The organism is Pseudomonas sp. DW-iso3 (genome assembly GCF_058725305.1).
Window position 1 is genome coordinate 276972 of record NZ_JBZXDZ010000004.1, and the last position, 25369, is coordinate 302340.

Annotated in this window: 23 protein-coding genes; 11 read left to right on the forward strand and 12 right to left on the reverse strand. The window is 61.7% G+C overall.

Features of this window, described 5'->3' with window-relative positions; all coding sequences use genetic code 11:
• Nucleotides 1–2 precede the first annotated feature (2 nt).
• Nucleotides 3–776, forward strand: coding sequence for an L-iditol 2-dehydrogenase (locus tag AC4PS7_RS13450; RefSeq protein ID WP_187517137.1), 774 nt, complete (start codon nucleotides 3–5; stop codon nucleotides 774–776).
• An 18-nt stretch (nucleotides 777–794) separates the two neighbouring features.
• Here AC4PS7_RS13450 and AC4PS7_RS13455 read toward each other — a convergent pair whose 3' ends face one another.
• Nucleotides 795–1487 carry an NUDIX hydrolase gene (locus AC4PS7_RS13455; RefSeq protein WP_021493289.1) on the reverse strand — a complete coding sequence of 231 codons (693 nt, stop codon included), beginning with the start codon at nucleotides 1485–1487 and terminating at the stop codon, nucleotides 795–797.
• Between the two features lie 147 nt (nucleotides 1488–1634).
• Here AC4PS7_RS13455 and AC4PS7_RS13460 point away from each other — a divergent pair, with 147 nt between their 5' ends.
• The 3 genes from AC4PS7_RS13460 to nadE are packed head-to-tail and all read left to right on the forward strand — an operon-like array spanning nucleotide 1635 to nucleotide 4322.
• Nucleotides 1635–2282, forward strand: a complete 648-nt coding sequence (locus tag AC4PS7_RS13460) for a nicotinamidase (protein ID WP_010211097.1) — start codon at nucleotides 1635–1637, stop codon at nucleotides 2280–2282.
• Nucleotides 2283–2293: 11 nt separating this feature from the next.
• Complete coding sequence (gene pncB / locus AC4PS7_RS13465) at nucleotides 2294–3511, forward strand: nicotinate phosphoribosyltransferase (RefSeq protein ID WP_198831587.1); 1218 nt, start codon at nucleotides 2294–2296, stop codon at nucleotides 3509–3511.
• A gap of 1 nt (nucleotide 3512) precedes the next feature.
• Complete coding sequence (gene nadE, locus AC4PS7_RS13470; protein ID WP_010211094.1) at nucleotides 3513–4322, forward strand: NAD(+) synthase; 810 nt, start codon at nucleotides 3513–3515, stop codon at nucleotides 4320–4322.
• Nucleotides 4323–4357: 35 nt separating this feature from the next.
• Here the strand turns inward: nadE and AC4PS7_RS13475 are convergent, their stop codons facing one another.
• Genes AC4PS7_RS13475 through AC4PS7_RS13505 form a run of 7 tightly spaced genes read right to left on the reverse strand, consistent with a single transcriptional unit; the run spans nucleotide 4358 to nucleotide 10797 of the window.
• The gene (locus AC4PS7_RS13475) at nucleotides 4358–5389 is read right to left on the reverse strand and encodes an ABC transporter substrate-binding protein (RefSeq protein WP_045792266.1); all 1032 of its coding nucleotides are present in this window, start codon (nucleotides 5387–5389) and stop codon (nucleotides 4358–4360) included.
• 14 nt (nucleotides 5390–5403) lie between these two features.
• Nucleotides 5404–6501, reverse strand: coding sequence for an NAD(P)/FAD-dependent oxidoreductase (locus AC4PS7_RS13480; protein ID WP_492179479.1), 1098 nt, complete (start codon nucleotides 6499–6501; stop codon nucleotides 5404–5406).
• A complete protein-coding gene (locus AC4PS7_RS13485; protein WP_492179480.1) occupies nucleotides 6498–7841 on the reverse strand; it encodes an FAD/NAD(P)-dependent oxidoreductase in 1344 nt (447 codons plus the stop codon). The genes AC4PS7_RS13480 and AC4PS7_RS13485 overlap by 4 nt, the downstream gene beginning before the upstream one ends.
• Entirely contained in the window at nucleotides 7838–8128 is a 291-nt protein-coding gene (locus AC4PS7_RS13490) for a (2Fe-2S)-binding protein (RefSeq protein WP_010211090.1), read from the reverse strand. Before AC4PS7_RS13490 ends, AC4PS7_RS13485 begins: the two co-directional genes overlap by 4 nt.
• Nucleotides 8128–8922, reverse strand: a complete 795-nt coding sequence (locus AC4PS7_RS13495) for an ABC transporter permease (protein WP_010211089.1) — start codon at nucleotides 8920–8922, stop codon at nucleotides 8128–8130. The genes AC4PS7_RS13490 and AC4PS7_RS13495 overlap by 1 nt, the downstream gene beginning before the upstream one ends.
• 4 nt (nucleotides 8923–8926) lie before the next feature.
• Entirely contained in the window at nucleotides 8927–9772 is an 846-nt protein-coding gene (locus AC4PS7_RS13500) for an ABC transporter permease (RefSeq protein WP_021493287.1), read from the reverse strand.
• Nucleotides 9769–10797, reverse strand: coding sequence for an ABC transporter ATP-binding protein (locus AC4PS7_RS13505; RefSeq protein WP_021493286.1), 1029 nt, complete (start codon nucleotides 10795–10797; stop codon nucleotides 9769–9771). Before AC4PS7_RS13505 ends, AC4PS7_RS13500 begins: the two co-directional genes overlap by 4 nt.
• Before the next feature lie 242 nt (nucleotides 10798–11039).
• Between AC4PS7_RS13505 and AC4PS7_RS13510 the strand changes: the two genes are divergently transcribed.
• Nucleotides 11040–11870, forward strand: coding sequence for an IclR family transcriptional regulator (locus AC4PS7_RS13510; RefSeq protein WP_021493285.1), 831 nt, complete (start codon nucleotides 11040–11042; stop codon nucleotides 11868–11870).
• Nucleotides 11871–11923: 53 nt separating this feature from the next.
• On the opposite strand, the gene AC4PS7_RS13515 is transcribed toward AC4PS7_RS13510, so the two are convergent.
• On the reverse strand, nucleotides 11924–12589 hold the full coding sequence (locus AC4PS7_RS13515; protein ID WP_010211084.1) for a response regulator: 666 nt from the start codon (nucleotides 12587–12589) through the stop codon (nucleotides 11924–11926).
• A complete protein-coding gene (locus AC4PS7_RS13520; protein ID WP_492179481.1) occupies nucleotides 12564–15947 on the reverse strand; it encodes an ATP-binding protein in 3384 nt (1127 codons plus the stop codon). The genes AC4PS7_RS13515 and AC4PS7_RS13520 overlap by 26 nt, the downstream gene beginning before the upstream one ends.
• Nucleotides 15948–16248: 301 nt before the next feature.
• Here AC4PS7_RS13520 and urtA point away from each other — a divergent pair, with 301 nt between their 5' ends.
• The 6 genes from urtA to AC4PS7_RS13550 all read left to right on the forward strand — a co-directional run bounded on the left by urtA (nucleotide 16249) and on the right by AC4PS7_RS13550 (nucleotide 22555).
• Nucleotides 16249–17457 (forward strand): urea ABC transporter substrate-binding protein, encoded by a 1209-nt coding sequence (gene urtA, locus AC4PS7_RS13525; protein ID WP_010211081.1) that lies wholly within the window; start codon nucleotides 16249–16251, stop codon nucleotides 17455–17457.
• A 163-nt stretch (nucleotides 17458–17620) separates the two neighbouring features.
• Entirely contained in the window at nucleotides 17621–18538 is a 918-nt protein-coding gene (gene urtB, locus AC4PS7_RS13530) for an urea ABC transporter permease subunit UrtB (protein WP_010211080.1), read from the forward strand.
• A gap of 10 nt (nucleotides 18539–18548) precedes the next feature.
• Nucleotides 18549–19712: an urea ABC transporter permease subunit UrtC gene (gene urtC / locus AC4PS7_RS13535; RefSeq protein WP_010211079.1), complete on the forward strand. Its 1164-nt coding sequence runs from the start codon at nucleotides 18549–18551 to the stop codon at nucleotides 19710–19712.
• Nucleotides 19709–20467 (forward strand): urea ABC transporter ATP-binding protein UrtD, encoded by a 759-nt coding sequence (urtD, locus tag AC4PS7_RS13540; RefSeq protein WP_010211078.1) that lies wholly within the window; start codon nucleotides 19709–19711, stop codon nucleotides 20465–20467. Before urtC ends, urtD begins: the two co-directional genes overlap by 4 nt.
• A 10-nt stretch (nucleotides 20468–20477) precedes the next feature.
• On the forward strand, nucleotides 20478–21167 hold the full coding sequence (urtE, locus tag AC4PS7_RS13545) for an urea ABC transporter ATP-binding subunit UrtE (RefSeq protein ID WP_010211077.1): 690 nt from the start codon (nucleotides 20478–20480) through the stop codon (nucleotides 21165–21167).
• Nucleotides 21168–21316: 149 nt separating this feature from the next.
• Nucleotides 21317–22555: a hypothetical protein gene (locus tag AC4PS7_RS13550; RefSeq protein WP_052806507.1), complete on the forward strand. Its 1239-nt coding sequence runs from the start codon at nucleotides 21317–21319 to the stop codon at nucleotides 22553–22555.
• Between the two features lie 63 nt (nucleotides 22556–22618).
• On the opposite strand, the gene AC4PS7_RS13555 is transcribed toward AC4PS7_RS13550, so the two are convergent.
• Nucleotides 22619–24013, reverse strand: a complete 1395-nt coding sequence (locus AC4PS7_RS13555; protein WP_010211075.1) for a class II fumarate hydratase — start codon at nucleotides 24011–24013, stop codon at nucleotides 22619–22621.
• 12 nt (nucleotides 24014–24025) lie between these two features.
• On the reverse strand, nucleotides 24026–25330 hold the full coding sequence (locus tag AC4PS7_RS13560; RefSeq protein WP_010211074.1) for a cation:dicarboxylate symporter family transporter: 1305 nt from the start codon (nucleotides 25328–25330) through the stop codon (nucleotides 24026–24028).
• Between the last annotated feature and the right edge of the window lie 39 nt (nucleotides 25331–25369).

The following is a 25369-nucleotide window of genomic DNA, read 5'->3' on the forward strand; positions in this document are numbered from 1 at the left end:
CCATGAAACGACTTGAAGGCAAGAGCGCACTGATCACCGGTTCGGCGCGTGGTATCGGCCGCGCCTTTGCCCAGGCCTACATCGCCGAAGGCGCCACCGTGGCCATCGCCGACATCGACCTGCAACGGGCCCAGGCCACCGCCGCTGAGTTGGGCCCACAGGCCTATGCCGTCGCCATGGACGTCACCGATCAGGCGTCCATCGACGGCGCAATTACCGCGGTGGTCGCCCAGGCTGGCAAGCTCGATATCCTCATCAACAACGCCGCATTGTTCGACCTGGCGCCCGTCGTCGACATCACCCGCGACAGTTACGATCGGCTGTTCTCGATCAACGTCGCCGGCACGCTGTTCACCCTGCAGGCTGCGGCGCGGCAGATGATCAGGCAGGGCCACGGCGGCAAGATCATCAACATGGCCAGCCAGGCCGGGCGCCGGGGTGAGCCGTTGGTGGCGATCTACTGCGCGACCAAGGCGGCGGTGATCAGCCTGACGCAATCGGCGGGGTTGAACCTGATCAAGCAGGGGATCAACGTCAACGCCATCGCACCCGGTGTAGTGGATGGGGAGCATTGGGATGGCGTAGATGCATTGTTTGCCAAGCACGAGGGCCTGGCGCCGGGCGAGAAGAAGCAGCGCGTAGGGACGGAGGTGCCGTTTGGGCGCATGGGCACGGCGGAAGACTTGACGGGTATGGCAATCTTCCTGGCTTCCAAAGAGGCCGACTATGTGGTGGCCCAGACCTACAACGTCGACGGCGGCAACTGGATGAATTGAACTCCGGCAGCGAGTGTTTTACTCGGCAAAACTGCGGTCGAAGAAATAAATATCCCCGGGCTTCAGGTTTTCCACCGTTGCCTGGGGCCTGCCGCCTTCACCTTGCTTTTTACGCCCCGTCTCGCGCAAATACCCCGCCTCAGTCAGCTTCAGCAAGCGCTGACGAATACTGGTCTTCAACACCGGCCGCGCCAGCACCAGGGAAAAAATCGTGGTCGCTTCCGGCGCGCTGAACTCATTGCCCAGGAACATCAGCGGCAAGCTGCTGTACAGCGACTTGGAGAACAAGCGTTCCTGCACGGCGGCCACGATGCTGTTGTGATCGAAGGGCAGCTTGATGCTGCCATCGGCCACTGCCTTCAGTGAAAACCAGTCTTGGTGCTCACCCAACTGCGTCTCATCGCTCACGATCGCCAGGTAATAGGTGGACGACGACCAGCAGCGCGGGTCGCGAAATGCATCGCCCACCGTACCCACTTGCTCGCTCCAGGCCAGGCTCAGCCCGACCTTGTCACTTGCACGCAAACGCTCCACCGCAGCCTGGAGGCTCAGATCTTGCACATCGCCATTCACCACCACACCCGGTAGCGCCCAATGCCCGGCGAACGGCTCGGCCTCGCGCTTGTTCAGCAACAGTTTCAGTTCGCCAGCGGCGCGGCAGTAAAACAGTACGCACAGGTCGACCGTGTGCAGGTAGGGGCTAAGGGGCATGTTGACGTCCTTCTAGACAGCTGTGGGGCACAGTCTAACGAATCGAGCAGATATGTCATGTACTGGCTCAAGCGTAGATAACCAAATGTTTCTTGCAATGAAAGTACATGACATGTACTTTTGTTTCCAGGCCACAGGAGAACCGCCATGACCCTCGCGAAAACTGCCATTGCTTCATTCGATGTCGACGCCCAGAAGAGCTTCACGCCACTGTGCCCCAACGAATTGCCGGTGGCCGGCGGCGACCAGATCGGTGCCGAGCTCAACTACATGGCCAGCCTGGCCGGCCATCGCGTCGGCAGCAAGGATGCCCACACCCCGCATGCGCCCTGGGTGGTGTCGCAGCACAGCGAGATGTTGCAACCCACCGGCCTGGCCCATGCCGATGTGACCTGGGTGAGCCATTGCGTACCGGGCACCGAGGGCTTCACCTTGCTGGACGCGTTGCCTACGCCCTATGACTATGACTACTTCATCTGGAAAGGTGTTGAACCCGACCTGCACCCCTACGGCGCCTGTTACCACGACCTGCACGACAAACTGTCCACCGGCGTGATCGAGTACCTGAACGCCCAAGGCGTGACCCGCGTGATCGTCGGCGGCCTGGCCCTGGACTACTGCGTCAAGACCACCGCATTGCAATTGCTCAAGGCCGGCCTGGAGGTGATCCTGCATTTGCCGGCATGCCGAGGTATCACGGAGGAGGGGGGTGTGCAGGCGGTCAATGAGTTGCTCAAGGCTGGTGCCGTCATCAGCAGCACCCGCGAAGAACTGGCCGCGATGGCCGCGCGTTAAGGAGAGACACCATGGAAAGTGCCTACGACTACGAAACGCCCGTTATCCAGGGTTTGCTCGACACCGATTACTACACCTTCACCATGATGCAAGCCGTGTTGCACCAACACCCGAATGTCGATGTGGAATACAACTTCATCGTCCGCACCAAGGAGAAACTCGGCCACTTGATCCCCGAACTGCGCGCCGAGCTTGAGAAAATGGCCGGGCTGCACATGCGCGAAGGTGAACTGCGCTTTCTGTTCAACCCCCGCTTTCGCGAATACCTCACCCCGGATTACGAGCGTTTCCTCGGCCTGTTCCGCTTCAACCTGCGTTACGTTCACGTCAGCGAAATCGACGGCCAACTTAACATCCGCGTGGTTGGCCCGATGCTGCACTGCATCATGTTCGAACAGCCGGTCTTGGCCCTGGTCAGTGAGCTGCGCAACCGCGACAAATACCCCGATGTGACCCTGGAAGACGTCACCCGCAAGCTCTACCAGAAGTTCGACTGGTTGGAGAAAAACCTCAGCCGCGAAGAGCTGGCCGACCTGCGTGTGTCCGACTTTTCTACCCGGCGGCGCCTGTCATTCAAGGCCCAGCGCGAGGTGGTCGATATCATGCGCCGCGACTTCCCCGGTCAGTTCGTCGGCACCAGTAACGCGCACCTGGCCTACGAATTCGACCTGCCGCTGATCGGCACCATGGCCCACCAATGGCTGATGGTGCACCAGCAACTGGGGCGGCTGCGCGAAAGCCAGAACGCTGCGCTGGAAAACTGGGTGCGCGAATACCGTGGCCGCCTGGGTATCGCCCTGACTGACTGCATCAGCACCGACTTTTTCCTCAAGGACTTCGACCTTTACTTCGCCAAGCTGTATGACGGCCTGCGCCAGGATTCCGGTGACCCCATCGTCTGGGCCGACAAGGTGCTGGCCCGCTACAAGCAACTGGGCATCGACCCGATGACCAAGGACTTGATGTTCTCCGACGGCCTGAACTTCGAAAAATGCCTGCCGATCCTGCGCCACGTGCGTGGCAAGGCCCGGTTCGGGTTCGGCATGGGCACCAGCCTGGCCTGCGATGTGGAGGGCGTGGAGCCGTTGAGCATCGTGATGAAGCTGGTGCGGGTGCATGGCGAACCGGTGGTTAAATTCTCGGACGACCCGGTCAAGAACGTCTGCGAAGACGCCTCGTTTTTGCAGTATGCAGCCAAGGTATTCAACGTCGGCCACGTGGAGGTGTGACATGCAAGACCGTATCGTGCAGGAACTGAATATCGACCGCACGCTGGTGAAGGGCGGTGAGGCCAACGAAATCCAGCGGCGCATCGACTTCATCAAGGCCACTTTGCGCGGCTCCGGCTGCAAGGCGTTGGTACTGGGCATCAGTGGGGGTGTTGACTCCCTCACGGCCGGTCGTCTGTGCCAGTTGGCAGTGACGCAATTGCGCGACGAAGACTACGCCGCGCGCTTCATCGCCATGCGCCTGCCTTATAAAACCCAGGCCGACGAAAGCGACGCCCAGGCCTCCCTGGCGTTCATCACCCCGGACCAGATCGACACGCTCAACATCGCCGCCAGCGTCGACGGCCTCATGGCCAGCCTGACCACCACTGAAGCCAGCGCCGCCCATGTCGATTTCATCAAGGGCAACGTCAAGGCACGCACGCGGATGATCGCCCAGTACGCCGTGGCCAACTTGCATGACGGCCTGGTGGTCGGTACCGACCACGGCGCTGAAGCCTTGATGGGGTTTTTCACCAAGTTCGGTGACGGCGCCTGCGATCTGGCCCCGCTGTCAGGCCTGACAAAAACCCAGGTGCGCCTGCTCGCCACGGCCCTTGGCGCCCCCGACAACCTGGTGCACAAACACCCCACCGCCGACCTGGAAGAACTCGTACCCGGCAAGCTGGATGAATATGCCTACGGTTGCACGTATGCAGAGATCGACGCCTACCTGATGGGCGAACCGGTGAGCGAGCGGGTGAGAACCATTGTCGAGCAGGCCTACCTGAAGACCGCCCACAAACGCGCGCTGCCCATTACCCCCTTGTAGGGCGCTGGCAAGCCAACTGCTACAGGGGATTTCGGTCAACGTTCGATTGAGCGGCTCCAGCGTGCATTCCACTCCGGCCGCGCCTGGTTGACCTGGTCCCAATCAATTGAAATCGCGGTCTGCAAGTAACCCTGCATGGCTTCGACCCGTGCCCGGGTCTTGTCGGTGGTCGGCGTGGTCGGGTTCGATGGGATCTGGTCACCTTCTTCCAGCGCCGGGGCCTGGGCTTCGGCGGTGAGCAGGAAGGCTGCCAGTTTCTGCGCCAGTTCCGGCTGGTCGTTACGGGCAATCACACATTCAGCCACGTTCAGCACCACCGCACCTTCCTTGGGTTGCGCATATTCCATGGGCACGCCGAGCAGTTTCTGGGTGGCGACCTGGGTGGGCGTCAGCGGGAAGATCGCGGCTTCGTCGGTCTGCACCATTTCGGAGATCTTCGCGGAGCTGGCGATGTATTCCAGCACATTGGGGCCGACGGTTTTCGGCCAGGCCTTGAAGCCGGGGTCCACGTTGGTTTCGTCGCCGCCCTGGATACGGTTGAACATCAGGAAACCGTGCAGGCCGAAGGTGGATGAAGCCAGGGACTGGAACACCACTTTGTCCTTGAAGCGCGGGTCGGCGAGGTCCATCCAGGAGGTGGGCGCGGCCCAGCCTTTTTCCTTGAACATCTTGGCGTTGTAGCCCAGGCCGGTGACGCCGAGGGTTACGGCCACGGCTTCTTCCTTGATCTTCGCCTTGGCGGGGATCTGTTCCAGGGTCGGGCTTGGCGCCAGCTTTTCGCACAGGCCCATGGCGATGGCGCGGTACATGATCCCATCATCGAGGAACATCACGTGCATCTGCGGGTTGTCTTTGTTGGCCTGGACCTTGGCGAGGATGTCCGACGAGGTGCCGGGCACGATCACCACGTTGACGTTATTGGCCTTTTCGAACGCGGGCAGCACCTTATCGGCGTACACCCGCTCCATGGTGCCGCCGTTCATGCCCAGGTACAGCGTGGGTGCGGCGTGCGCGGTGGAGGCGAGCAGGGCGAGGGACAAGCAGGACAACGCAATACGTGGGTTCATGGATGTTTTTCCTCTCAGGCTTGGAAACGACGGATGGAAAACGCTTCGATGGGTTGCCGGCTGGCTCCGTCGCAGACGATCTCTGCCAGGGCTTCACCGACCGCAGGACCGAGCTGGAACCCGGCGCCGGCAAAGCCGAAACCGTGGAGCAGGCCGGGTTGAGTGCTGCTGGGGCCGATCACCGGTTCATGATCGGGGAGGTAACCTTCGGTGCCACTCCAGGTGCGGATGGCCTGGGCACCTTTGAGGAATGGGTACAGTTCGCCGGCATTGCGCAGGATCTCCAGCACCGCGGCCTGCCCAGGTCGTGCTTGCTGCGGGCCGAGGGCAAAGCCGCGACCGCCGCCGAGGATGCAATTGCCCCGGGCGACCTGTCGTGCATAGATCCCACCACCTTCGACGCCAGTGCTCACGTCCATCACTACCGGCAAGGGCTCAGTGACCAGCATCGCCGGGTATGCCGAAGTCATAGGCACTGCTTCGCCAAACTGCTCGGCCACCGCACCTGCCCACGCCCCGGCGCAATTGAGCAGCCACGGCGCTTGTAGATGCAGGCCGTTGGCGCAGTGCACCTGGAAGTGCTGGCCGTCATGCTCGATACGCGTGACCTGCGACTGTTCATAAATGTGCGCACCGCGGTGTTTCGCCGCGCGAGCAAAGGCGGGCGACACCAGACGTGGGTTGGCGTGGCCATCTTCCGGGCAGAGCGAGGCGCCTACGGCGATATCACCCACCCACGGGAAGCGTGCACGCAATGCGGTGTAGTCGAGCAACTGCAAACCCAGGCCAAATCCCCGTGTCTGCTCGGCATACGCCTGCAACGCTGAGAAATCGGCGTGACTGCGCGCCAGTTTCAAATGCCCGGAGCGCACGTATTCGCCGTCAATGCCGATCAATCCCGGCAAGTCCGCCCACAGCTGGTGGGCGCGTTGCGACAGTGGTAACTGGTGCAATGGCCGGCCTTGGCGCCGCACGCCGCCATAGTTGACGCCGCTGGAATGGGAGCCGCAGAAATCCCGCTCCACCAGCGCCACCCGCTGGCTTTTCTGCGCCAGCATCAGCGCTGCCGAGGCGCCGACGATCCCGCCGCCCAGTACGATGACGTCGATCATGCCTGTACCTCCACGCCAAACGGGAGCGGTTTGATCGGCGCCTGGCCCCGCAAGCGGCCGACGTGTTCGATGGCCCGACCACTGCGTTCGGCGACAATTTCCGCTGCCGCCAATCCGCACATCCGGCCCTGGCAGCGGCCCATGCCTACCCGACAGTGGGCCTTGACGCGATTGATCTCCCAGTGACCTTCATCCACCACCGCACGTACGTCGCCGACGCTGACTTCTTCGCAACGACAGAGGATCAACTCATCGGGGGCTTCGGCTGCCCATTCCTCCGGGAACGGGAATGCGGTTTCCAAGCCATGGCGAAAGCGCTGGATGGCCGTCAGTTGTTGCTCCAGCACAGCAGGGCGGCGGTGATCGATGGCAATGCGCGAATCCTCGAGCACGGCCAGCGCCGCACGTTCACCCGCCATTTGCGCCGCATCCGCGCCCATGATTCCGGCGCCATCGCCCGCCAGGTACACGCCGTTGACGCTGCTGCGTCCGGCGCTGTCCCGATGGGGCAACCATGCGCGGTTCAGGGCACTCCAAGCGAACTCACAGCCGAGCAAGTCCGCCAGCTGCGTCTCGCTGCGCAGGGCGTGGGCGAAGGCCACGGCGTCGCATTCCAAGGCCTGATCATCCCATTGAATGCCGCTGACCCGTTGCGCGCCGTCGATCTGTTGAAGCGTGGCGCCTTGATGCACGGGAATCCCATGGGCCGTCAGCCAGGCGCGGTAATACAAGCCTTTGGCTAACGTCGCCGGTTGCCATAACAGCGCGGGTAATGCACGGCACTGGGCACTGAACGGCGCGCTGTCGAGCACCGCCACCACCCTGGCGCCGGCCTTGGCGTATTGATAGGCGACCAGGTAGAGCAACGGCCCGCTGCCACAAAACGCGACGCGCTCACCGATGGCGCAGCCCTGGTACTTCAGCGCGATTTGCGCCGCACCCAGGCTATACACGCCCGGCAAGGTCCAGCCCGGCACGGGCAGGATGCGGTCGGTGGCGCCCGTGGCGACGATGAGTTGCGCGTACTCGATGCTTTCGGCGCGGCCGTTGTTGAGCATGTCCAGGCGCCCGTCCTCGGCATTCCACACCAGGGTTTCAGGGCGGTAGTCGATCAGGGGGGCGAGCTCATCCATCGTGCGGTGCATGGCTTGGGCCTTGCGGGCTTCAAATCCGTAGATCTGCTTGGCGGTGCGTTGAAAGCCCAGCGGTTGACGTCGATAAATCTGCCCGCCGCCGCGCAAGCTTTCATCCACCAGGCAAGGTTTGATGCCGTGGTCGAGCAACGTGCGCGCCGCGCTGATTCCGGCCGGGCCTGCGCCCACAATCACCACGGGCTTCATGGTCGGCGCCCCGGATCGCGGCTGATGGCCTGGCCTTCTTCCAGTAGCGTCGAACAGGCGCGCACGCGGCGCCCGTCTTCAAGCCGCACCCAACAATCCTGGCACGCGCCCATCAGGCAGAAACCGGCCCGTCGTTCGGCGCTGAAGTCACTGCCACGCAGGTGTTCGGCGCAGGTCAGTACGGCGGTCAGCAGGGTGTCACCGAGCAAACCGCTGGCAGGTTGCCCATCAAGGGTGAAGGCCAGGGCCGGGCGCTGGGTTTCGGCCAGGCGTTTGAACAGGGCCATCAGTGTTTCCCCACCAATACACGGTCCAGGCCGTAGACCCGGTCCAACAGGATCATGGTGGCCGCTGTCAATGCAATCACCAGCGCCGACACCGCCGCCATCATCGGATCGATGGACTCGGTGGCATACACATACATGCGCACCGGCAAGGTCTGGGTCGCCGGCGAACTGACGAAGATCGACAACGTCACCTCATCGAAACTGTTGATGAACGCCAACAGCCAGCCGCCCGCCACGCCGGGCAGGATCATCGGCAGGGTGATCTGGCGAAACAGCGTAAAGCGGCTGGCACCCAGGGACTCGGCAGCCTGCTCGGCGCTGCGATCAATACCAATCGCGGCGGCCAACACCAGGCGCAGCACGTACGGGGTGATGATCACCACATGGGCCAGCATCAGCCAGGTGAAGCTGCCATTGACGCCCATCAGCGCGAACAAGCGCAGCATCGCCACGCCCAGCACCAGGTGCGGGATGATGATCGGCGACAGGAACAACGCGCTGAAAAAATTGCGCCCTGGGAATGTGTACCGGCTGATCGCCAAGGCCGCTGGCACGGCAATCAAGGTGGCCAGGGTCGCGGCGGTGAATGCCAGAATGAGGCTGTTATAGAACGCCTGGATGAAATCCGCGCGCTCGAACACCGCGCGAAACCAACGCAGGGAGAAGCCCGACGTGGGCAGGCTCAAGGTGTTTTCCGGCGTGAAGGCCACCAGGCACACCACCACCAGTGGCGCCATCATGAACAGCACCACCACACCGTGGAAACCGAGGGCCAAAGGACCGTTTCTGGACATGCGCTTAAACCCCCAGGGACTTTTTGTAGCGGCCTTCGACCATGCGGTTCCAGCTCAGCATGATCAGCAGATTGACCAACAGCAGCACCACCGCGATGGTCGCGCCCATGGGCCAGTTGAGTTCCGAGAGGTATTGGTCGTACACCACGGTGGCGACCATTTTCAGGCGACGACCGCCGAGCAGGCCAGGGATCGCAAAGGAACTGGCGGCCAGGCCAAACACGATCAAGGTGCCGGACAGCACGCCGGGCATGACCTGCGGCAATACGATCTTGCGCATCACCGTGGCCTGGCTGGCGCCCAGGGACAACGCGGCTTGTTCAGCCGACGGGTCGAGCTTCTGCAGGGAGGTCCACACCGGGATGATCATGAACGGCAGCATCACGTGCACCAGGGCAATGATCACCGCGAACGGCGTGTACAGCAGCTTCACCGGGCGCCCGCCGAGGAACTGGATGACCTGGTTCGCCAACCCGTCTGCGCCAAGCAACAGGCTCCAGCCAAAGGCGCGCACCACCACCGAAATCAGCAAGGGCGTAAGGATCAGGATCAGGAAGATCGAGCGCCATGGCGTGCCCATGCGGCTGAGGATGTAGGCCTCGGGCACACCGATCAGCACGCACAACAGCGTGACCAGTGCACTGATCCAGAAGGTGCGCCAGAAGATCTCGTAGAAGTACGAGTCGCTCAATAGCGACAGGTAATGCGCGAAGGTCCATTCATCGGCCTTCACGCCCACCTGGTAGTCGAACACGTTGAACGACAACACCAGGGTCAGCCCCAACGGCAGGATCAGCAACCCGGCAAACAGCACCAGGGCGGGCAATGACAACAGGTAGCCCCGGCTCATGCGTGCACCTCATCCTTCGCCAACACGCGTAGCAGACTGGCTTGCCAGTCCAGGCCCACCGCCGCACCGCAACCGAGCGGCGCGCTGCCGTCGTTGCTGCGCACCACGGTGATTTCGCCCAGGCTGGTGTGGATGCGATACAGCCATTGGCTGCCGAAAAAGTAGCTGTCGAGGACCTTGCCTTGCAGTCGGCCGCTGCCTGCGTCGACCAATTGGATCTTTTCCGGACGCAGGCTCAGGGTCAGTTCGCCGTCGCCGCTTTCGTGACGTACTTGTGGGCTTCCCAACAGGTCGTAGTCGCCCGGCAACAGGTTAGCCTTGCCGACAAAGTCCGAGATGAAGCGGGTACGCGGGTGTTCGTAGAGCTTGTACGGTGCGTCGATCTGGGTCACGCGCCCGGCTTGCATGACCACCACGCGGTCGCTGATGGACAGCGCTTCGGCCTGGTCGTGGGTGACCATCAAGGTGGTGATACCGACGGCGCACTGGATGCGGCGGATTTCGAACTGCATCTCTTCGCGCAAGTTGGCGTCGAGGTTGGACAGCGGTTCATCCAGCAGCAACACCGGCGGCTCAATCACCAGTGCGCGGGCGAGGGCCACGCGCTGGCGTTGGCCGCCGGACAGTTCACGCGGGTAACGGTCGGCGTGGGGGGCCAGGCGCACCAGTTCCAGCACAGTCTTGACCTTGCTGGCGATCTCGGCGGCCGGCACTTTGCGCATCTTCAGGCCGAAGGCGACGTTGTCGCGCACGCTCATGTGCGGGAACAGCGCGTAGCTCTGGAACACCACGCCCAGGCCTCGACTGGCGGGCTTGGCGTGGGTGATGTCACGGCCGTCGAGCAGGATCTGCCCGCCACTTACATCAACGAAGCCGGCGATCATTTGCAGCGTGGTGGTCTTGCCACAGCCCGAGGGGCCGAGCAGGGAAACGAACTCGCCTTTTTCCACCGCAAGGTCAGTGGCGACCACCGCATCGACGGCGCCATAGCGTTTGCTCAAGGCGTTGAGTTGGAGAAATGCCATGTCTGCGTTCCACCTTTTTTGAGTCGCGTCGAAACGCGCTTTTTTGTTTTGGGCAGATGCGAATGAGGTGTAGCCGGTGCGTTGGCGCTCGATCTTGAGTCGGCTGCCGTTAGTTGTTCAATTCGCCCCTGTGGACGCAGATTAGGACGAAGACTAGGATGGGCGGAAGATGGAATTTCACTGAATGGACTACTATTTTCAAATTTATTCACTCACCGGAATTAACTAAGATATTGGTTATTATGGATTCCACTGATCGAAATGATGGCGGTAAAGAAGTGGGTGCCGGTGCGGTGTCTCGGCTGTTCGCGCTGCTGCGCACCCTGGGTCAGGTGCCGGAGGGCGGCGAACGCGTTACCCAGCTCGCGCAACAGGTGGGCCTGTCCCAACCCACCACTCACCGGCTGCTGCGCAGCCTGATGGACGAAGGCATGGTCGAGCAGGACGCACGCAGCAAGCGCTATCGCCTGAGCCTGGAGTTCTTCGCCCTGGCGGCGCATGCGGGCAAGACCGGCAACCTGCGTGACCTGGTGCGGCCAAGCATGTTGCGCCTGAGCGCATCATTGGGTGATTCGCTGTTCCTGCTGGCGCGTTCAGGCTTCGATGCGATCTGCCTGGACCGCAGCGAAGGCCCGTACCCGATCCGCACCTTCACCGGCGATATCGGCGGGCGCGTGGCATTGGGTGTGGGGCAGGGCAGCCTGGCGATCCTGGCGTTCTTGCCGGAGGAGGAGCGCGAGACGGTGATCCGTTACAACTTGCCACGGCTCAAGGACTTCCACCTGTATGACGAAGTGCTGCTGCGCTCGGAAGTGGAGAACGTGCGCAACCTGGGCTATGCCGCACGCAATACCGGGGTGTTGGAAGGCATGGCGGGGTTGGCGGTGCCGATCCTCAATCGTGACGGACATGCGGTGGCGGCATTGAGTGTGGCGACCATCAGCGATCGGCTGGGGCCGAGCCGGTTGCCAATGGTGGTGGAGTTGTTGAAGCGCGAAGCGGCGGCGATCGGGCCCCGGATCAATCCGTTTGATCCGACGTTGCGCCGGCCCTCACAAACCTTCGGCGGGTAACGATTTCAGCCACGATGAAGAGCAAAAAATGGGGGAGCGGGCCTCACACACATTCAGATGGCGGCCAGGGCGACTGAGGTGGCCGCCGTGCGGGTCTCCACGCCCAACTTCACATACACATGCTCCAGATGCTTGTTTACCGTCCTCGGGCTCAACCCCAGAATATCCCCGATATCCCGATTGGTTTTCCCGCACGCCACCCAGCGCAGCACCTCTACCTCACGCTCGGTCAACTGAAACCGGGCTGACAGCAGCCTCTGCGCCGGCTCATCTTCAAGCGTCAACACACTCGGCTGCTGCGCCTCCCGCGCCGACAACAAAATACGTGACGTGCGCAAATGTGCCGCCACCCGCGCCAGTACCTCGTCGGTCTGGATCGGCTTGGTCACGTAGTCACTGCCACCCACTTCAAAACCCTGCACCACGTGCCTGGTGTCGGTCAGCCCGGTCATGAACACCACCGGGATGTCCGCACTGGCGGGTTGCGCCTTGAGCCGGCGGCAGGTTTCGAAGCCGTCCAGGCCGGGCATCATTGCGTCCAGCAGGATCAGGTCCGGGCGCCGGCGTTGTACGCGGTTCAACGCGCTGAGGCCATCGAGGGCCACCAGCACCATATAGCCCGCGTCGTCGAGGGCGTCAGAGAGCATCGCCAGGTTATCCGGCGTGTCGTCGACGATCAGCACAACGCCGGGTTCAGTGCTGCGGGTGAGTGCATTCATCTTCGGCCTCCTTGAGGGTGCGGTTGAGTTCATCCAGGCGAAAACCCTTGAGCAGCCCGCGTACCTTGCTGATGAAAGGCTCGGTGTCGGGCTGCTGCGCAAGGATCGTGTCGAGTTTTTCGTGCAGGCCGCGCACGTAACCGATGGCGCTGAGTTCGGCGAGTACCGCCAGGTCTTCGGCGCCGGGCAGCACACGGGGAGGCGGTGGCGGTATCGAGCGCTGGGTGCGCCGCAGCCAGTGCAGGTCCAGGTGCTGTTGCAGGCGCCCGAGCAGCTCCGGCGTGCGCACGGGCTTGGCCAGGTAGTCGTTGCAAGCGGCGGCAATGCTGCGTTCGCGGTCGTCGGTAAAGGCGTTGGCCGAGATCACGATGATCGGTGCGGTGCACAGCGCATTACGGCGGATCAGGCGGCTGGTTTCGTAGCCATCCAGGGTCGGCATCGACAGGTCCATCAGGATCAGGTCCGGCGCCAGCAGCGCCACCTGGCGGATCGCGTCCTGGCCATTACTGGCCTGGATCACCTCGAAGCCCAGCGGCGTGAGCATGCCGCTGAGCACCTTGCGATGGTCTACATGGTCATCCACCACCAGGATGCGCCGCCGCTCGCCTTGATAACCGATGATGTCGTGCTCCACATGCACCACCGCTTGCGGCGCGCGCACCTGAGACAGGAACAGCCGCACCTGGAAGCAGGTGCCCTTGTCCAGCTCGCTGGTTACTCGCAGTTCGCCGCCCATCAACGCAGTCAGCATGCGCGTGATAGTCAGCCCCAGGCCCACGCCGTTGTCCTGGCGCATCAGGTCGCCGCGCTCGAACGGCTGGAATATCCGCTCCAACTGCCCAGGATCGATGCCGATGCCGGTGTCGATAATCTCGAAGTTGGCGGTCTCGCGCATATAACTGACCCGCAGGCGCACTTCGCCGCTGTCGGTGAAGTTCACGGCGTTGCCCAGCAGGTTGATCAGGATCTGGCGCACGCGTTTTTCATCGCCGCGCACCACCGCCGGGATCTTGCCCACGCAGTCCAGGCGAAAACGCAGACCCTTGTCGTGAGCTTGCGGGGTGAACATCTGCTCCAGGTCGTGGAGCAGCTCGGGGAAGGGGATTTCGGTGAGTTCCAGGCGCAACTTGCCGGCCTCGATCTTGGCCACGTCGAGCAAACCGTCGATCAATGACACCAAGTGCGAACCACTGCGCAGGATGGTCGCCAGTGCATCCTGATGCTGTTCGGGCATGGCGCTGTCGCGCTGCAGAATCTGGGTGAAGCCAAGGATGCTGTTGAGCGGCGTGCGCAGTTCTTGGGACAGCCCAGTGACGTAGCGGCTCTTGGCGGCATTCGCGGCTTCCGAGGCTTCCTTGGCTTGCTGCAGGGCCTGGTCGGTGAGGCTGTGGGCGTCGATTTCCTGCATCAGCAGCAGGGTTTGGCGGTCGGATTCCTCCTGGGCTACGCCACGGCTTTCGCGGGTCAGCACCACCCACCAGGCGAGCACGGCGGCCAGGACCGAGAGGGTCAGGAACGCCTTGAAGAACGCCTGGTACAGGGTTTCCGAATGGGGCAAGCCCTGGGCCGCCTGTACGTAGATCAACGCCAATGCGCCGGCCAGCATCAGCACCAGGGCGAGCAACAATCCCAGGTAATGGGCCAGGCGTGTGTGCAGGCGCGGCATCATCGTGTTGGGCAGCAGCCAGCGCAGTACGCCTTCGAACTGGGTGACCAGGCGGGCGTGGGGCTTGCAACGATCACCGCAGCGCGCATCCAGCGAGCAACACAGTGAGCAGATCGGCGTGCTGTAGGCCGGGCAGAACGCCATGTCCGCGGTCTCGAACGGGTTGCTGCACAGCCCGCACACCGCGTGGGTCGCGGGGGCAACCGGGTGAATCAACTGCACGTCGCTGGTGCGGGCGATGTAGTACTTGCCCTGGGTCAGCCAGGCCAGCAGCGGCGCCATCACCAGCGCCGTGCTCAGGGCCACGAAGGGCGGTGCCGCCTGGGCCAGGGCGCCGAACAGGCCGAAGTGGGCGAGGATCGACAGCAACGACGCAATCAGCATCGAGCCGACGCCCACCGGGTTGATATCGTAGAGGTGCGCGCGCTTGAACTCGATGTGCCGGGGCGACAGGCCCAATGGCTTATTGATCACCAGGTCCGCCACCAGCGTGCCGATCCACGCGATCGCGATATTGGCGTAGAGCCCCAGCACCTGGTCGATGACGTCGAACACGCCCAACTCCATCAGCATCAGCGCGATGGCCACATTGAACACCAGCCACACCACGCGACCGGGGTGGCTGTGGGTCACGCGGGCGAAAAAGTTCGACCAGGCCAGGGAGCCCGCGTAGGCATTGGTCAGGTTGATCTTCATTTGCGAAATGATCACGAACAGCACCATGGCGCCGAGCGCCCATTCCGGCGAACTGAACACGTAGCGGAACGCAACCAGGTACATCTGGGTCGGCTCGGCAGCGCGTTCCATGGGGATTTCATGTTGCAGCGCGAGAAACGCCAGGAACGCCCCGGCGAACATCTTCAAAGCGCCGGGGATGATCCAGCCGGGGCCGGCGCAGAGCAGGGCGGCCCACCAGCGCTTGCGGTTGGCAGCAGTTTTTTCCGGCAGGAACCGCAGATAATCCACCTGTTCACCGATCTGCGTCACCAGCGACAACGCCACCGTGCAGGCGGCGCAGAACGCCAACAGGTTGAAGCCGCCGCCGTCACCGCTGCGTCCGACAAAGCTGGTCCAGTCGCTGAAGGCGTCGGGGTTCTTCCACCCCACAAAGCCATACGGCAGCACCAGCAACAACAGCCAGATCGGTTGCGTCCACAGTTGCAGGCGGCTGATCAGCGTCACGCCGTACGCCACCAGTGGGATCACCAGCAGCGAGCAGATTACATAGGCCAGGGCCAGCGGGATATGGAAATACAGCTCCAGTGCCAGCGCCATGATCGCCGCTTCCAGGGCGAAGAACAGGAAAGTGAAGCTGGCGTAGATCAGCGAGGTGATGGTGGAACCGATATAGCCGAAGCCGGCGCCACGGGTGAGCAGGTCCATGTCCACGCCGTAGCGCGCGGCGTAATAGCTGATGGGCAGGCCGGTGAGGAAGATCACCACGCTGATGGCGAGGATCGCCCAGAAGGTGTTGGTAAAACCGTAGTTCAAGGCCAGCACGCCGCCGATGGCCTCCAGCGCCAGGAACGACACCGCGCCGAGTGCGGTGTTGGCAATGCGCAGCTCCGACCACTTGCGGAAGGACTTGGGGGTGTAGCGCAGGGCGTAGTCTTCCATGGTCTCGTCGGCGACCCAGGTGTTGTAGTCGCGGCGGATCTTGACGATGCGCTGGGTGCCGGAAGGAGGGTGCACGGCGGGAGACTCCGGAAAGAGGGCGGGTGTTAATGAGCAAGTTCCATGCCCCGATTCAAAATGTGGGAGCTGGCTTGCCTGCGATGGCGGTGGGTCAGGCATGGGGAAGTCGGTTGATACACCGCCATCGCAGGCAAGCCAGCTCCCACATTGATCGGTGCTGTCAGGGCGGGCGGGATCCTGCTCGAAAATGGTGCGCAGTGGCATACGTCAAATGACGTACGCCGTTACGTCAGGCTGCGTATACCCGCCCCAGTCCTCTGCCGCCATGCTGGACTCCTCATTGCAGAGGAGTCGCCCCATGGCACCACGATTGATCCGCTCCACACCGCTGTTGGCCCTGTCATTGCTGGCGGCCGCTCTGTTCAGCCAGGGCGTGCTGGCCGATAACGAAGGCCTCGCCGTGACCCCGACCGAAGTCACCGTCGGCCAGTTGCACTCCGCCACCGGCACCATGGCGATTTCCGAAACCGGTTCGATCCAGGCCGAACGCTTGGCCATCGAACAGATCAATGCCTCTGGCGGGATCCTCGGACGGCAGATCAAGGTGATCCAGGAAGACGGGGCCTCCGATTGGCCGACCTTCGCCGAAAAAGCCAAGAAGCTGCTGGTCAACGACAAGGTCGCCGCCGTGTTCGGCTGCTGGACCTCGGCCTCGCGCAAAGCCGTACTACCGATCTTCGAAAAGGAAAACGGCCTGCTCTACTACCCGACCTTCTATGAAGGCCTGGAACAGTCGAAAAACGTGATCTACACCGGGCAGGAAGCCACCCAGCAAATTCTCGCCAGCCTCGACTGGATCGCCAAGACTAAGGGCGCCAAGACCTTCTACCTAGTCGGCTCCGACTACATCTGGCCGCGCACGTCGATGAAGATTGCGCGCAAGCACATCGAAAACGTCCTGCACGGCACCGTGGTCGGCGAAGACTACTACCCGCTGGGCAACACCCAGTTCGGTTCGCTGATCAACAAGGTCAAGCTGAAAAAGCCTGATGTGGTGTTTGCGGCGGTGGTGGGTGGGTCCAACGTGGCGTTCTACAAACAACTCAACGCGGCGGGCGTTAATTCGGCCAAGCAGACCCTGCTGACCCTGTCGGTCACCGAGGACGAACTGCTCGGCATCGGCGGTGAAAACATGGCCGGTTTCTATGCCTCCATGAAGTACTTCCAGAGTCTGGATAACCCCAACAACAAAGCCTTCGTCGAGGCCTTCAAGGCCAAATACGGCAAGGACGCAGTGATCGGCGACGTGACCCAGGCGGCCTATCTGGGGCCGTGGCTGTGGAAAGCGGCGGTGGAGAAGGCCGGCAGTTTCGACGTGGATAAAGTTGTGGCCGCGTCGCCTGGCATCGAGCTGAAAACCGCGCCGGAAGGCTACGTGAAGATTCACGAGAACCATCACCTATGGAGCAAGTCGCGCATCGGTGAAGTGCAGCCCAACGGTCAGTTCAAGGTGATCTACGAGTCGGATCTGATCGAGCCGAATCCGTTTCCCAAAGGCTACCAATAACCCCGGTCTTGACGCTGACCTAAGTGTGGGAGCGGGCTTGCTCGCGAATGCGGAGTGTCATTCGCCGGTGTATTGACTGATCCACCTCATTCGCGAGCAAGCCCGCTCCCACCTAAAGCGGAAGCAGATTGCAATTCAACCTGGCGCTCAGGAGACCATCATCATGGAATGGCTATCGGAATTTGGAGCCATCGCGGCGATGCAGGGGTTCAACGGCTTGTCCGTGTTCTGCGTGCTGTTGCTGATGGCATTGGGGCTGGCGATCATCTTTGGCCAGATGGGTGTGATCAACATGGCCCACGGTGAGTTCCTGACCATCGGCGCGTACACCACCTACGTGTGTTCCAGCCTCACGGCGCACTTTGCGCCGGGCTTTCAACCCTATTACTTCTTCTTCGCCATTGCCCTGTCATTCCTGGTGGCCGGTGCGATTGGCTGGCTGGTGGAGTGGGCGATGATCAGCCGCTTGTACAAGCGCCCGCTGGACACTTTGCTCGCCACCTGGGGGCTGTCGCTGGTGATGCAGCAGACCTTCCGCTCGGTGTTCGGCGCCCGTGAGGTCAGCGCTGAACCACCGGCCTGGTTGATGGGCTCGGTGAATTTCACCGATGCCATCGAGATCCCGCGCAATGGCCTGTTCATGATGGCCCTGACCCTGCTGCTCACCGCCGCGATCTTCCTGATGCTCTACCGCTCGCGTTGGGGCCTGCAGGTGCGCGCCACGGTGCAGAACCGCCTGATGAGCCGCGCGGTGGGCATCAATACGCGCAAGGTCGACCGCATGACCTTCGCCTTGGGCTGCGGCGTCGCCGGGGTGGCCGGCGCGGCGTTCACCACCATCGGCTCCACCGGGCCGACGGCGGGCTCGCAGTACATCGTCGACACCTTCCTGGTGGTGGTCTTCGGCGGCGCGCAGAGCCTGTTCGGCACCATCGCTTCGGCTTTCGTGATTGCCCAGACCCAATCGCTGTCGGAGTTTTTCCTCAGTGGCTCGATGGCCAAGGTACTCACCTTGTCCTCGGTGATTCTGATCCTGATGCTGCGCCCGCAAGGGTTGTTCTCCATCAAAGTGCGCAAGTAGAGGCGAGCGGATGAAGGCTTTAGACAAGCTGCTGGGCGGCCAGCAAAACCTGATCGGCATCGTGTTGCTGGCGCTGTTGATCCTGGTGGTATTCCCCCTGACCCTGGATGCGTTCCGCCTGAACATGGTCGGCAAATACCTGACCTACGCGTTTGTCGCGGTGGGCCTGGTGTTGTGCTGGGGCTATGGCGGCATCCTCAGCCTGGGGCAGGGCGTGTTCTTTGGCGTCGGCGGCTACTGCATGGCAATGTTCCTCAAACTGGAAGCCTCGGACCCCGAAAGCACCAAGATCCAGTCCACACCGGGCATTCCGGACTTCATGGATTGGAACCAGATCACCGAGCTGCCGTGGCTGTGGCAGCCGTTCCACAGTTTCAGCTTCACCTTGGCGGCGGTGATTGCGGTGCCGGTGCTGCTGGCGTTCATCATCGGTATGGCGCTGTTCAAGCGGCGCGTGGGCGATGTGTATTTCTCCATCGTCACCCAGGCGATTGCGCTGATCCTCACGGTGCTGATCGTCGGCCAACAAGGCCTGACCGGTGGCGTCAACGGCATCACCGACCTCAAGACCCTGCTTGGCTGGGACCTGCGCACCGACAGCGCGAAGATGATCCTGTACTTCATCAACGCCGGGTTGCTGTTCGGCTGCATCTTCATTGGCCGCTTCATCCTTGCTTCCAAGCTCGGCCGGTTGCTGATGGCGATGCGCGACAAGGAAGAACGCGTGCGTTTCTCCGGGTATGACGTGGCCAGCTTCAAGATCTTCGTGTTCTGCGTGGCCGCCGCGTTCTCGGCGATCGGCGGGGCGATGTTTGCCTTGCAGGTGGGCTTTATGTCGCCCTCGTTCGTGGGCATCGTGCCGTCGATCGAGATGGTGATCTTTGCGGCGGTGGGCGGGCGCATGTCACTGCTCGGTGCAGTGTATGGCGCGTTGCTGGTGAACTACGGCAAGACTTACTTTTCCGAGTCCTTCCCCGAGTTGTGGTTGTACCTGATGGGCGGGCTGTTTATCGCGGTGGTGATGTACTTCCCCAACGGCCTCGCCGGTTTGTGGGACAGCCATGGGCGTCAGGCACTGGCGAAAATGTTGCGGCGTAAACCTGTAGCGGCGACCCCGGTGAACGCACCGTTAACACCCAAGGCCACAAGCAAAATCCTGGAGACCCAGCCATGACCGCCGTCGGCTTTGAAATGAAAAAACCGGTGCTGGCCATTGAAGGCCTCACCGTGTCGTTCGACGGCTTCAAGGCGGTCGACAACCTTAACCTGTACATCGACCGCAATGAAGTGCGCGTGGTGATCGGCCCAAACGGCGCCGGCAAGACCACCGTGCTTGACCTGATCTGCGGCAAAACCCGCGCCACCAGCGGCAGCATCCAGTTCGATGGCCAGGAGCTGACCAACATGCGCGAGTACAACATTGTGCGTGCCGGCGTGGGCCGCAAGTTCCAGAACCCGTCGATCTACGAAAACCTCACGGTGTTCGAGAACCTGGAGATGTCTTACCCGGCCGGTCGCAAGGTATGGGGCGCGCTGTTCTTCAAGCGCAACGCCCAGGTGATCGCCCGGGTGGAGGAGGTGGCGCGGGAGATCTTTCTCGGCGACCTGCTGCAACAACAGGCCGACCTGCTGTCCCACGGCCAGAAGCAGTGGCTGGAGATCGGCATGCTACTGATGCAGGACCCCGAGTTGCTGATGCTCGATGAACCGGTGGCTGGCATGAGCGTCAATGAGCGCGCGCAAACCGCCGAGCTGCTCAACCGCATCAGCCAGGGCCGTTCGGTGCTGGTGATCGAGCACGACATGGAGTTCGTCAAAAGCATCGCCCACAAGGTCACGGTGCTGCACCAGGGCAAAGTGTTGGCCGAGGGCAGCATGGCATCGGTGCAAAGCAACCCGAAAGTTATCGAAGTGTATTTGGGCCACTGAGGAGCCGCGCATGTTCAAGATCGACCAGTTGTCCTGCGGTTACGGGCAGAGCCAGATTCTCCATGACTTGAACCTGAATGTCGCCAAGCGCGAGATTGTCGCGGTGATGGGCCGCAACGGCATGGGTAAGACCACGTTGTTCAAGAGCCTGATGGGCATCCTGCCGCAGTGGCAGGGCCAAGTCAGCGTGGATGGGCAGGATGTCTCGGCGCTGGAAACCCATGAACGGGTCGCGCGGGGGATCGCCTATGTGCCCCAGGGCCGCATGATTTTCCCGAGTATGACCGTGCTGGAAAATATTCAGACCGGCTTGCCGGCATCGGCACGCGGCAAAGTGCCGGAAGACTTGTATGCGCTGTTTCCGGTGCTCCACGACATGCAGTCGCGAAAGGGCGGTAACCTGTCTGGCGGGCAGCAACAACAACTGGCGATAGCCCGGGCGCTGGCGACCAACCCCAAAGTGTTGTTGTTGGATGAGCCGACAGAGGGTATCCAGCCGTCGATCATCAAGGACATTGCCCGCACGCTGAAGGAAATCCGTAACCTGCGCGATTTGACCATTGTGGTGTCGGAGCAGGTGCTGTCGTTTACCCTGGACATCGCGGACCGTTTTCTGGTGATCGAGAAGGGGCGGTTTGTGATTGAAGAGACCCGCGACCGAGTGGATGAGGCGATGATCAGCCGGTACTTATCGGTGTGAATGCAGGTTGGGTTGCCGCTTCGTAAGTGCTGGTTTTAACCTATGTTTTACTGGAACCGTTGCTCTTTGTGTGGCCACAGATGGATGTCGACAAACTGTCCAGCCGAACGTTGGTCGGCTGTGATGCATCTACTCCCTGAGGTGTTGCCATGGTAAATACTCAATACGGTCAAAATTACCCACTCAGTTTCAATAGGCCTGATCTTGACGGGCAACCCACCTCGCGGGAGGACAAATACAAGAACACTTCAAATTTGAATCTGGTAAAGACGTTTGGGAATAACTTTGATTACTTCGTCAATACCAAGACCGGCTTCGTGGACCAGGCCAGACTCCGTGAAGTGGCGGCTCGTCCGCTGACCGGTCATTCCGTCGACGACAATATGACGCTATTGGCAGGCGAAATCCTTAATCGCCCGGACGTGAACCGCAAGTTGGATAAGTTGAATGAGCGCGGTATACACGACGGTCTAGTTGACCGTGAAAACGTTGAACAGCTCGTTGATTACTACACGAGCGATGACGCGTCTGCCGGCCAGCAGTCCAGGGCCGGAGAGCCGAGCACTGCACCGTCATTTTCGCAGGCTTACCCTGCGCAATATGAGCGCCCCATTAATAACGTCGGAGCGTTCAACCAGCCCGCAATGAATCATTCACCGGGGGACTATCGCGCGCCTTCGAATACCACGGTTGCACGGGATTTTGCCGATAACTTCAGCTACTTCCAGGGCCCGTCCGGCTTTGTCACACGTGCAGTCCTTGAGGACGCTGCCAATCGTCCGTTGACCGGTAACCCGGTAGAAGACCGGATGACACTGCTGGCCAACGAGATTCTCAGCCGTCCTGAAATGAGTCATTTGCTCGATGCAATCAACCACAGTGGTCTTGAAGACGGGCTGATCAGCCAGGGGGACGCGAACAGGGTGGTTGATTACTACCAATCCCAAGAGACACCGTCCATGCAGAGTTGGGCCGGAAGGTACACCGGTTCCATGCAGCGCCAACGTGTTGAAAACACCTATGACGAGTACTATCGCCCGCAGGCATTCGGCAGCATGTCCGCATCGTCGCAAGGCGAAGGCATGAGCCCGCAGAGTGGTGAGGTTTTTCGTGAGTTAAGAGGTGCCACAAACGCTGATTTGGCGAAAGAGCTGGGTAATAACTTTGACTACTTCGCTCCCAACGCCAATGACAAAATCAGCCAGCAATCATTACGTGAAGTAGCAAGCCAGACGATGGACGGCAATCCCGTGAACGATAGGATGACCCTGCTGGCCCGGGAGATCCTTAGCCGGCCGGAGTTCAACCGTCAGTTGGACTCCGTTACCGACAGCGATCTACCGGACAGGCTGATTGGACGCGATACAGTCCAAACATTGGAGTTATGACTTTTCATGCTCAGGTAGAGCGCCTTGCGGGGGTGTCGGACTGAACGTCCTGTCGGGCAACGTTCAGTCGTCGCTGGGTGTGATCATCCTTTCCGGCCGCACCTGTCGCTCATAATCTTCGGCGGTTATCAGCCCTAGTTGCACCGCCGCGTCCTTGGGTGACAGGCCCTCGTCCGCGGCCTTACGGGTGATCTGCGCCACGCGGTCATAGCCCAGCACCGGGTTCAGTGCGGTCGCCATCAATAATGAGTGCTCCACATTGTGCGCCAGTTGCCGGCGGTTCACTTCCAGGCCGCCCAGCAGCTTGTGGGTGAACAGGCTGGCGCAGTCGCTGAGTACCTCGATCGAGTGCAGCAGGTTGTGGATCAATACCGGCTTGGCCACGTTCAATTCGAAGGTGCTGGAAGCCCCCGCCAGGGTGATGGTGGTGTGGTTGCCGATCACCTGCATCGCCCCCTGCACCAGCACTTCGGCGATGGTCGGGTTGCGTTTGCCGGGCATGATCGAAGAGGTCAGGCCGTCGTCGGGCACGATCAATTCACCCAGGCCGCAGCGCGGCCCCGAGCCAAGCAGGCGGATGTCATTGGCGATCTTGGTCAGTGACACGGCGAGCACATTCAATGTCCCAGAGGCTTCTACCAAGGCATCGTGGGTGCCCATGCCTTCGAACTTGCACGGGTTGGTTTCGAAGCGTTCGCCAGTGAGTCGGCTGATTTCCTCGCAGAACGCCAGGTCAAAACCCGCCGGTGTATTCAGTCCAGTGCCCACCGCTGTCCCCCCTTGGGGCAGCAGGCGCAGGCGCGGCATGCACGCTTCGATGCGCGCGATGCCGTGCTGGATTTGCTGGGCAAACGCGCCAAATGCCTGGCCTTGGCTCATGGGCACCGCATCCATCAGGTGGGTACGGCCGATTTTAAGCACCTCCTGCCAGGCGTCGGCTTTGTTACCGAGCGCATCACGCAGATGGCCCAGCACAGGCAGCAGTCGACCGCGCAGTTCCAGCACAGTGGTCAGGTGCATCACCGTGGGGAAGCTGTCGTTGGACGACTGTGAGCGGTTCACATGGTCGTTGGGGTGCACCGGCGACTTGCTGCCCAGTTCGCCGCCGAGGGTGAGGTTGGCGCAGTTGGCGATCACCTCATTGGCGTTCATGTTGGTCTGGGTGCCGGAGCCGGTTTGCCAGATCGACAGCGGGAAGTGCTGGTCAAGATCGCCCTTGGCCAGTGCTTCGGCGGCCTGTTCGATCGCTTGCGCCAGGGCCGGCGCCAATACGCCGAGGCGTGCATTGGCACGCGCACACGCACGTTTTTGTTGGCCAAAGGCGCGGATCAGGCTGGCGGGGAACGGCTGCTTACCGCCGAAGACCTCCAGCGCCCGTTGGGTTTGCGCGCCCCAGTAGCGGTCGGCCGGTATGGACACGGGGCCGAACGCGTCATGTTCGATTCGCAGAGTCGTCATCACGAGGCTCCGTTAAAGCGCAGCGCCGGCAGCACGCCCGAGCACGCGTTGGTATTCATCCTGGGCAGTCTGTTGGGAGAACTCCCCGGACCATTTCGACACCACCACCGTCGCGACGCTATTGCCGATGGTGTTGCAGGTGGCAATGGCCATCGACATGAAGCGGTACACGCCGAACAGCAGCGCCAGGCCTTCTGCCGGCAGCACGCCGATGGCCGTGACCGTCGCGGCGAACACCACGAAGCTGCCACCCGACACCGCCGCCGCGCCTTTGGAGGTCACCAGCATGATCGCGATGATGCCCAGCTGTTGTTCCCAGCTCAGCGGCACTCCGTAGGCATTGGCGATAAACAGCACGCACAGCGACATGTAGATCGAGGTGCCGTCGAGGTTGAACGCATAGCCGGTGGGCAGCACCAGGCCAACGCTCTGTTTGGAGCAACCGAATTTCTCGAGTTTTTGCAGCAGGCGCGGCAGGGCGCTTTCCGACGAGGCGGTGCCGAGCACGATGAAGATTTCATCCTTGATATAGGTGAGGAAACGCCACAGGCTGAAGCCGCTCAACCGGCATACGGCGCCGAGCACCACACAGATAAAGAATGCGATGCCGACGTAGAACATCAACACCAGGTTGGCCAGGGACATCAGCACCGCCGTGCCATTGCTGCCAACCGCGTAAGCCACCGAACCGAAGGCACCCAGGGGCGCGAACTTCATGATCAGGTTGATAAACTCGAAGAAGCACTCGGAGATGCGGTTCAGGCCGTCTTCGATCACTTCGCGGCGTTCGGGCTTCAACGCCAGCAGGGCGAAGCCGAACAACACCGAGATCACCAGTACTTGCAGCAACTGGCCGCCGGCGAAGGCACCGACGAAATTGTCCGGAAAGATGCCGTAGATAAAGTCCAGGGTCGACGCCGGCGCATGCCCCTTGGCCACGGCGGCACTCGCGGCGGTCGCGGCGGCGCTGCTCGGGTGGGCGTCGTGCATGCCGGAGCCGATCTGCAACAGGTTGCCCCACAACAGGCCGATGGCCAGGGCAATGGTGGAGACCACTTCGAAGTAAATCAACGCGCGCAAGCCGACCTTGCCGACGCGCTTGATATCGCCGGCCGAGGCGATGCCGTGGACCACGGTGAAAAACACCAGCGGCGCGACGGCGGTCTTGATCAGCTTGAGGAAGATATCGCCAAGGATCTTGAAACCGGCGGCCAGCTCGGGGGCGAGAAAGCCGAAGGCGATGCCGAGGAACATGGCGGCGATGACCTGGAAGGTCAGGTCCTTGTAGAGCGGTTTTTTTGCGGTGGTGGATGACATGTCTGTGCTCTCATTGTTGTTATGGTTCGGGTGTTACAC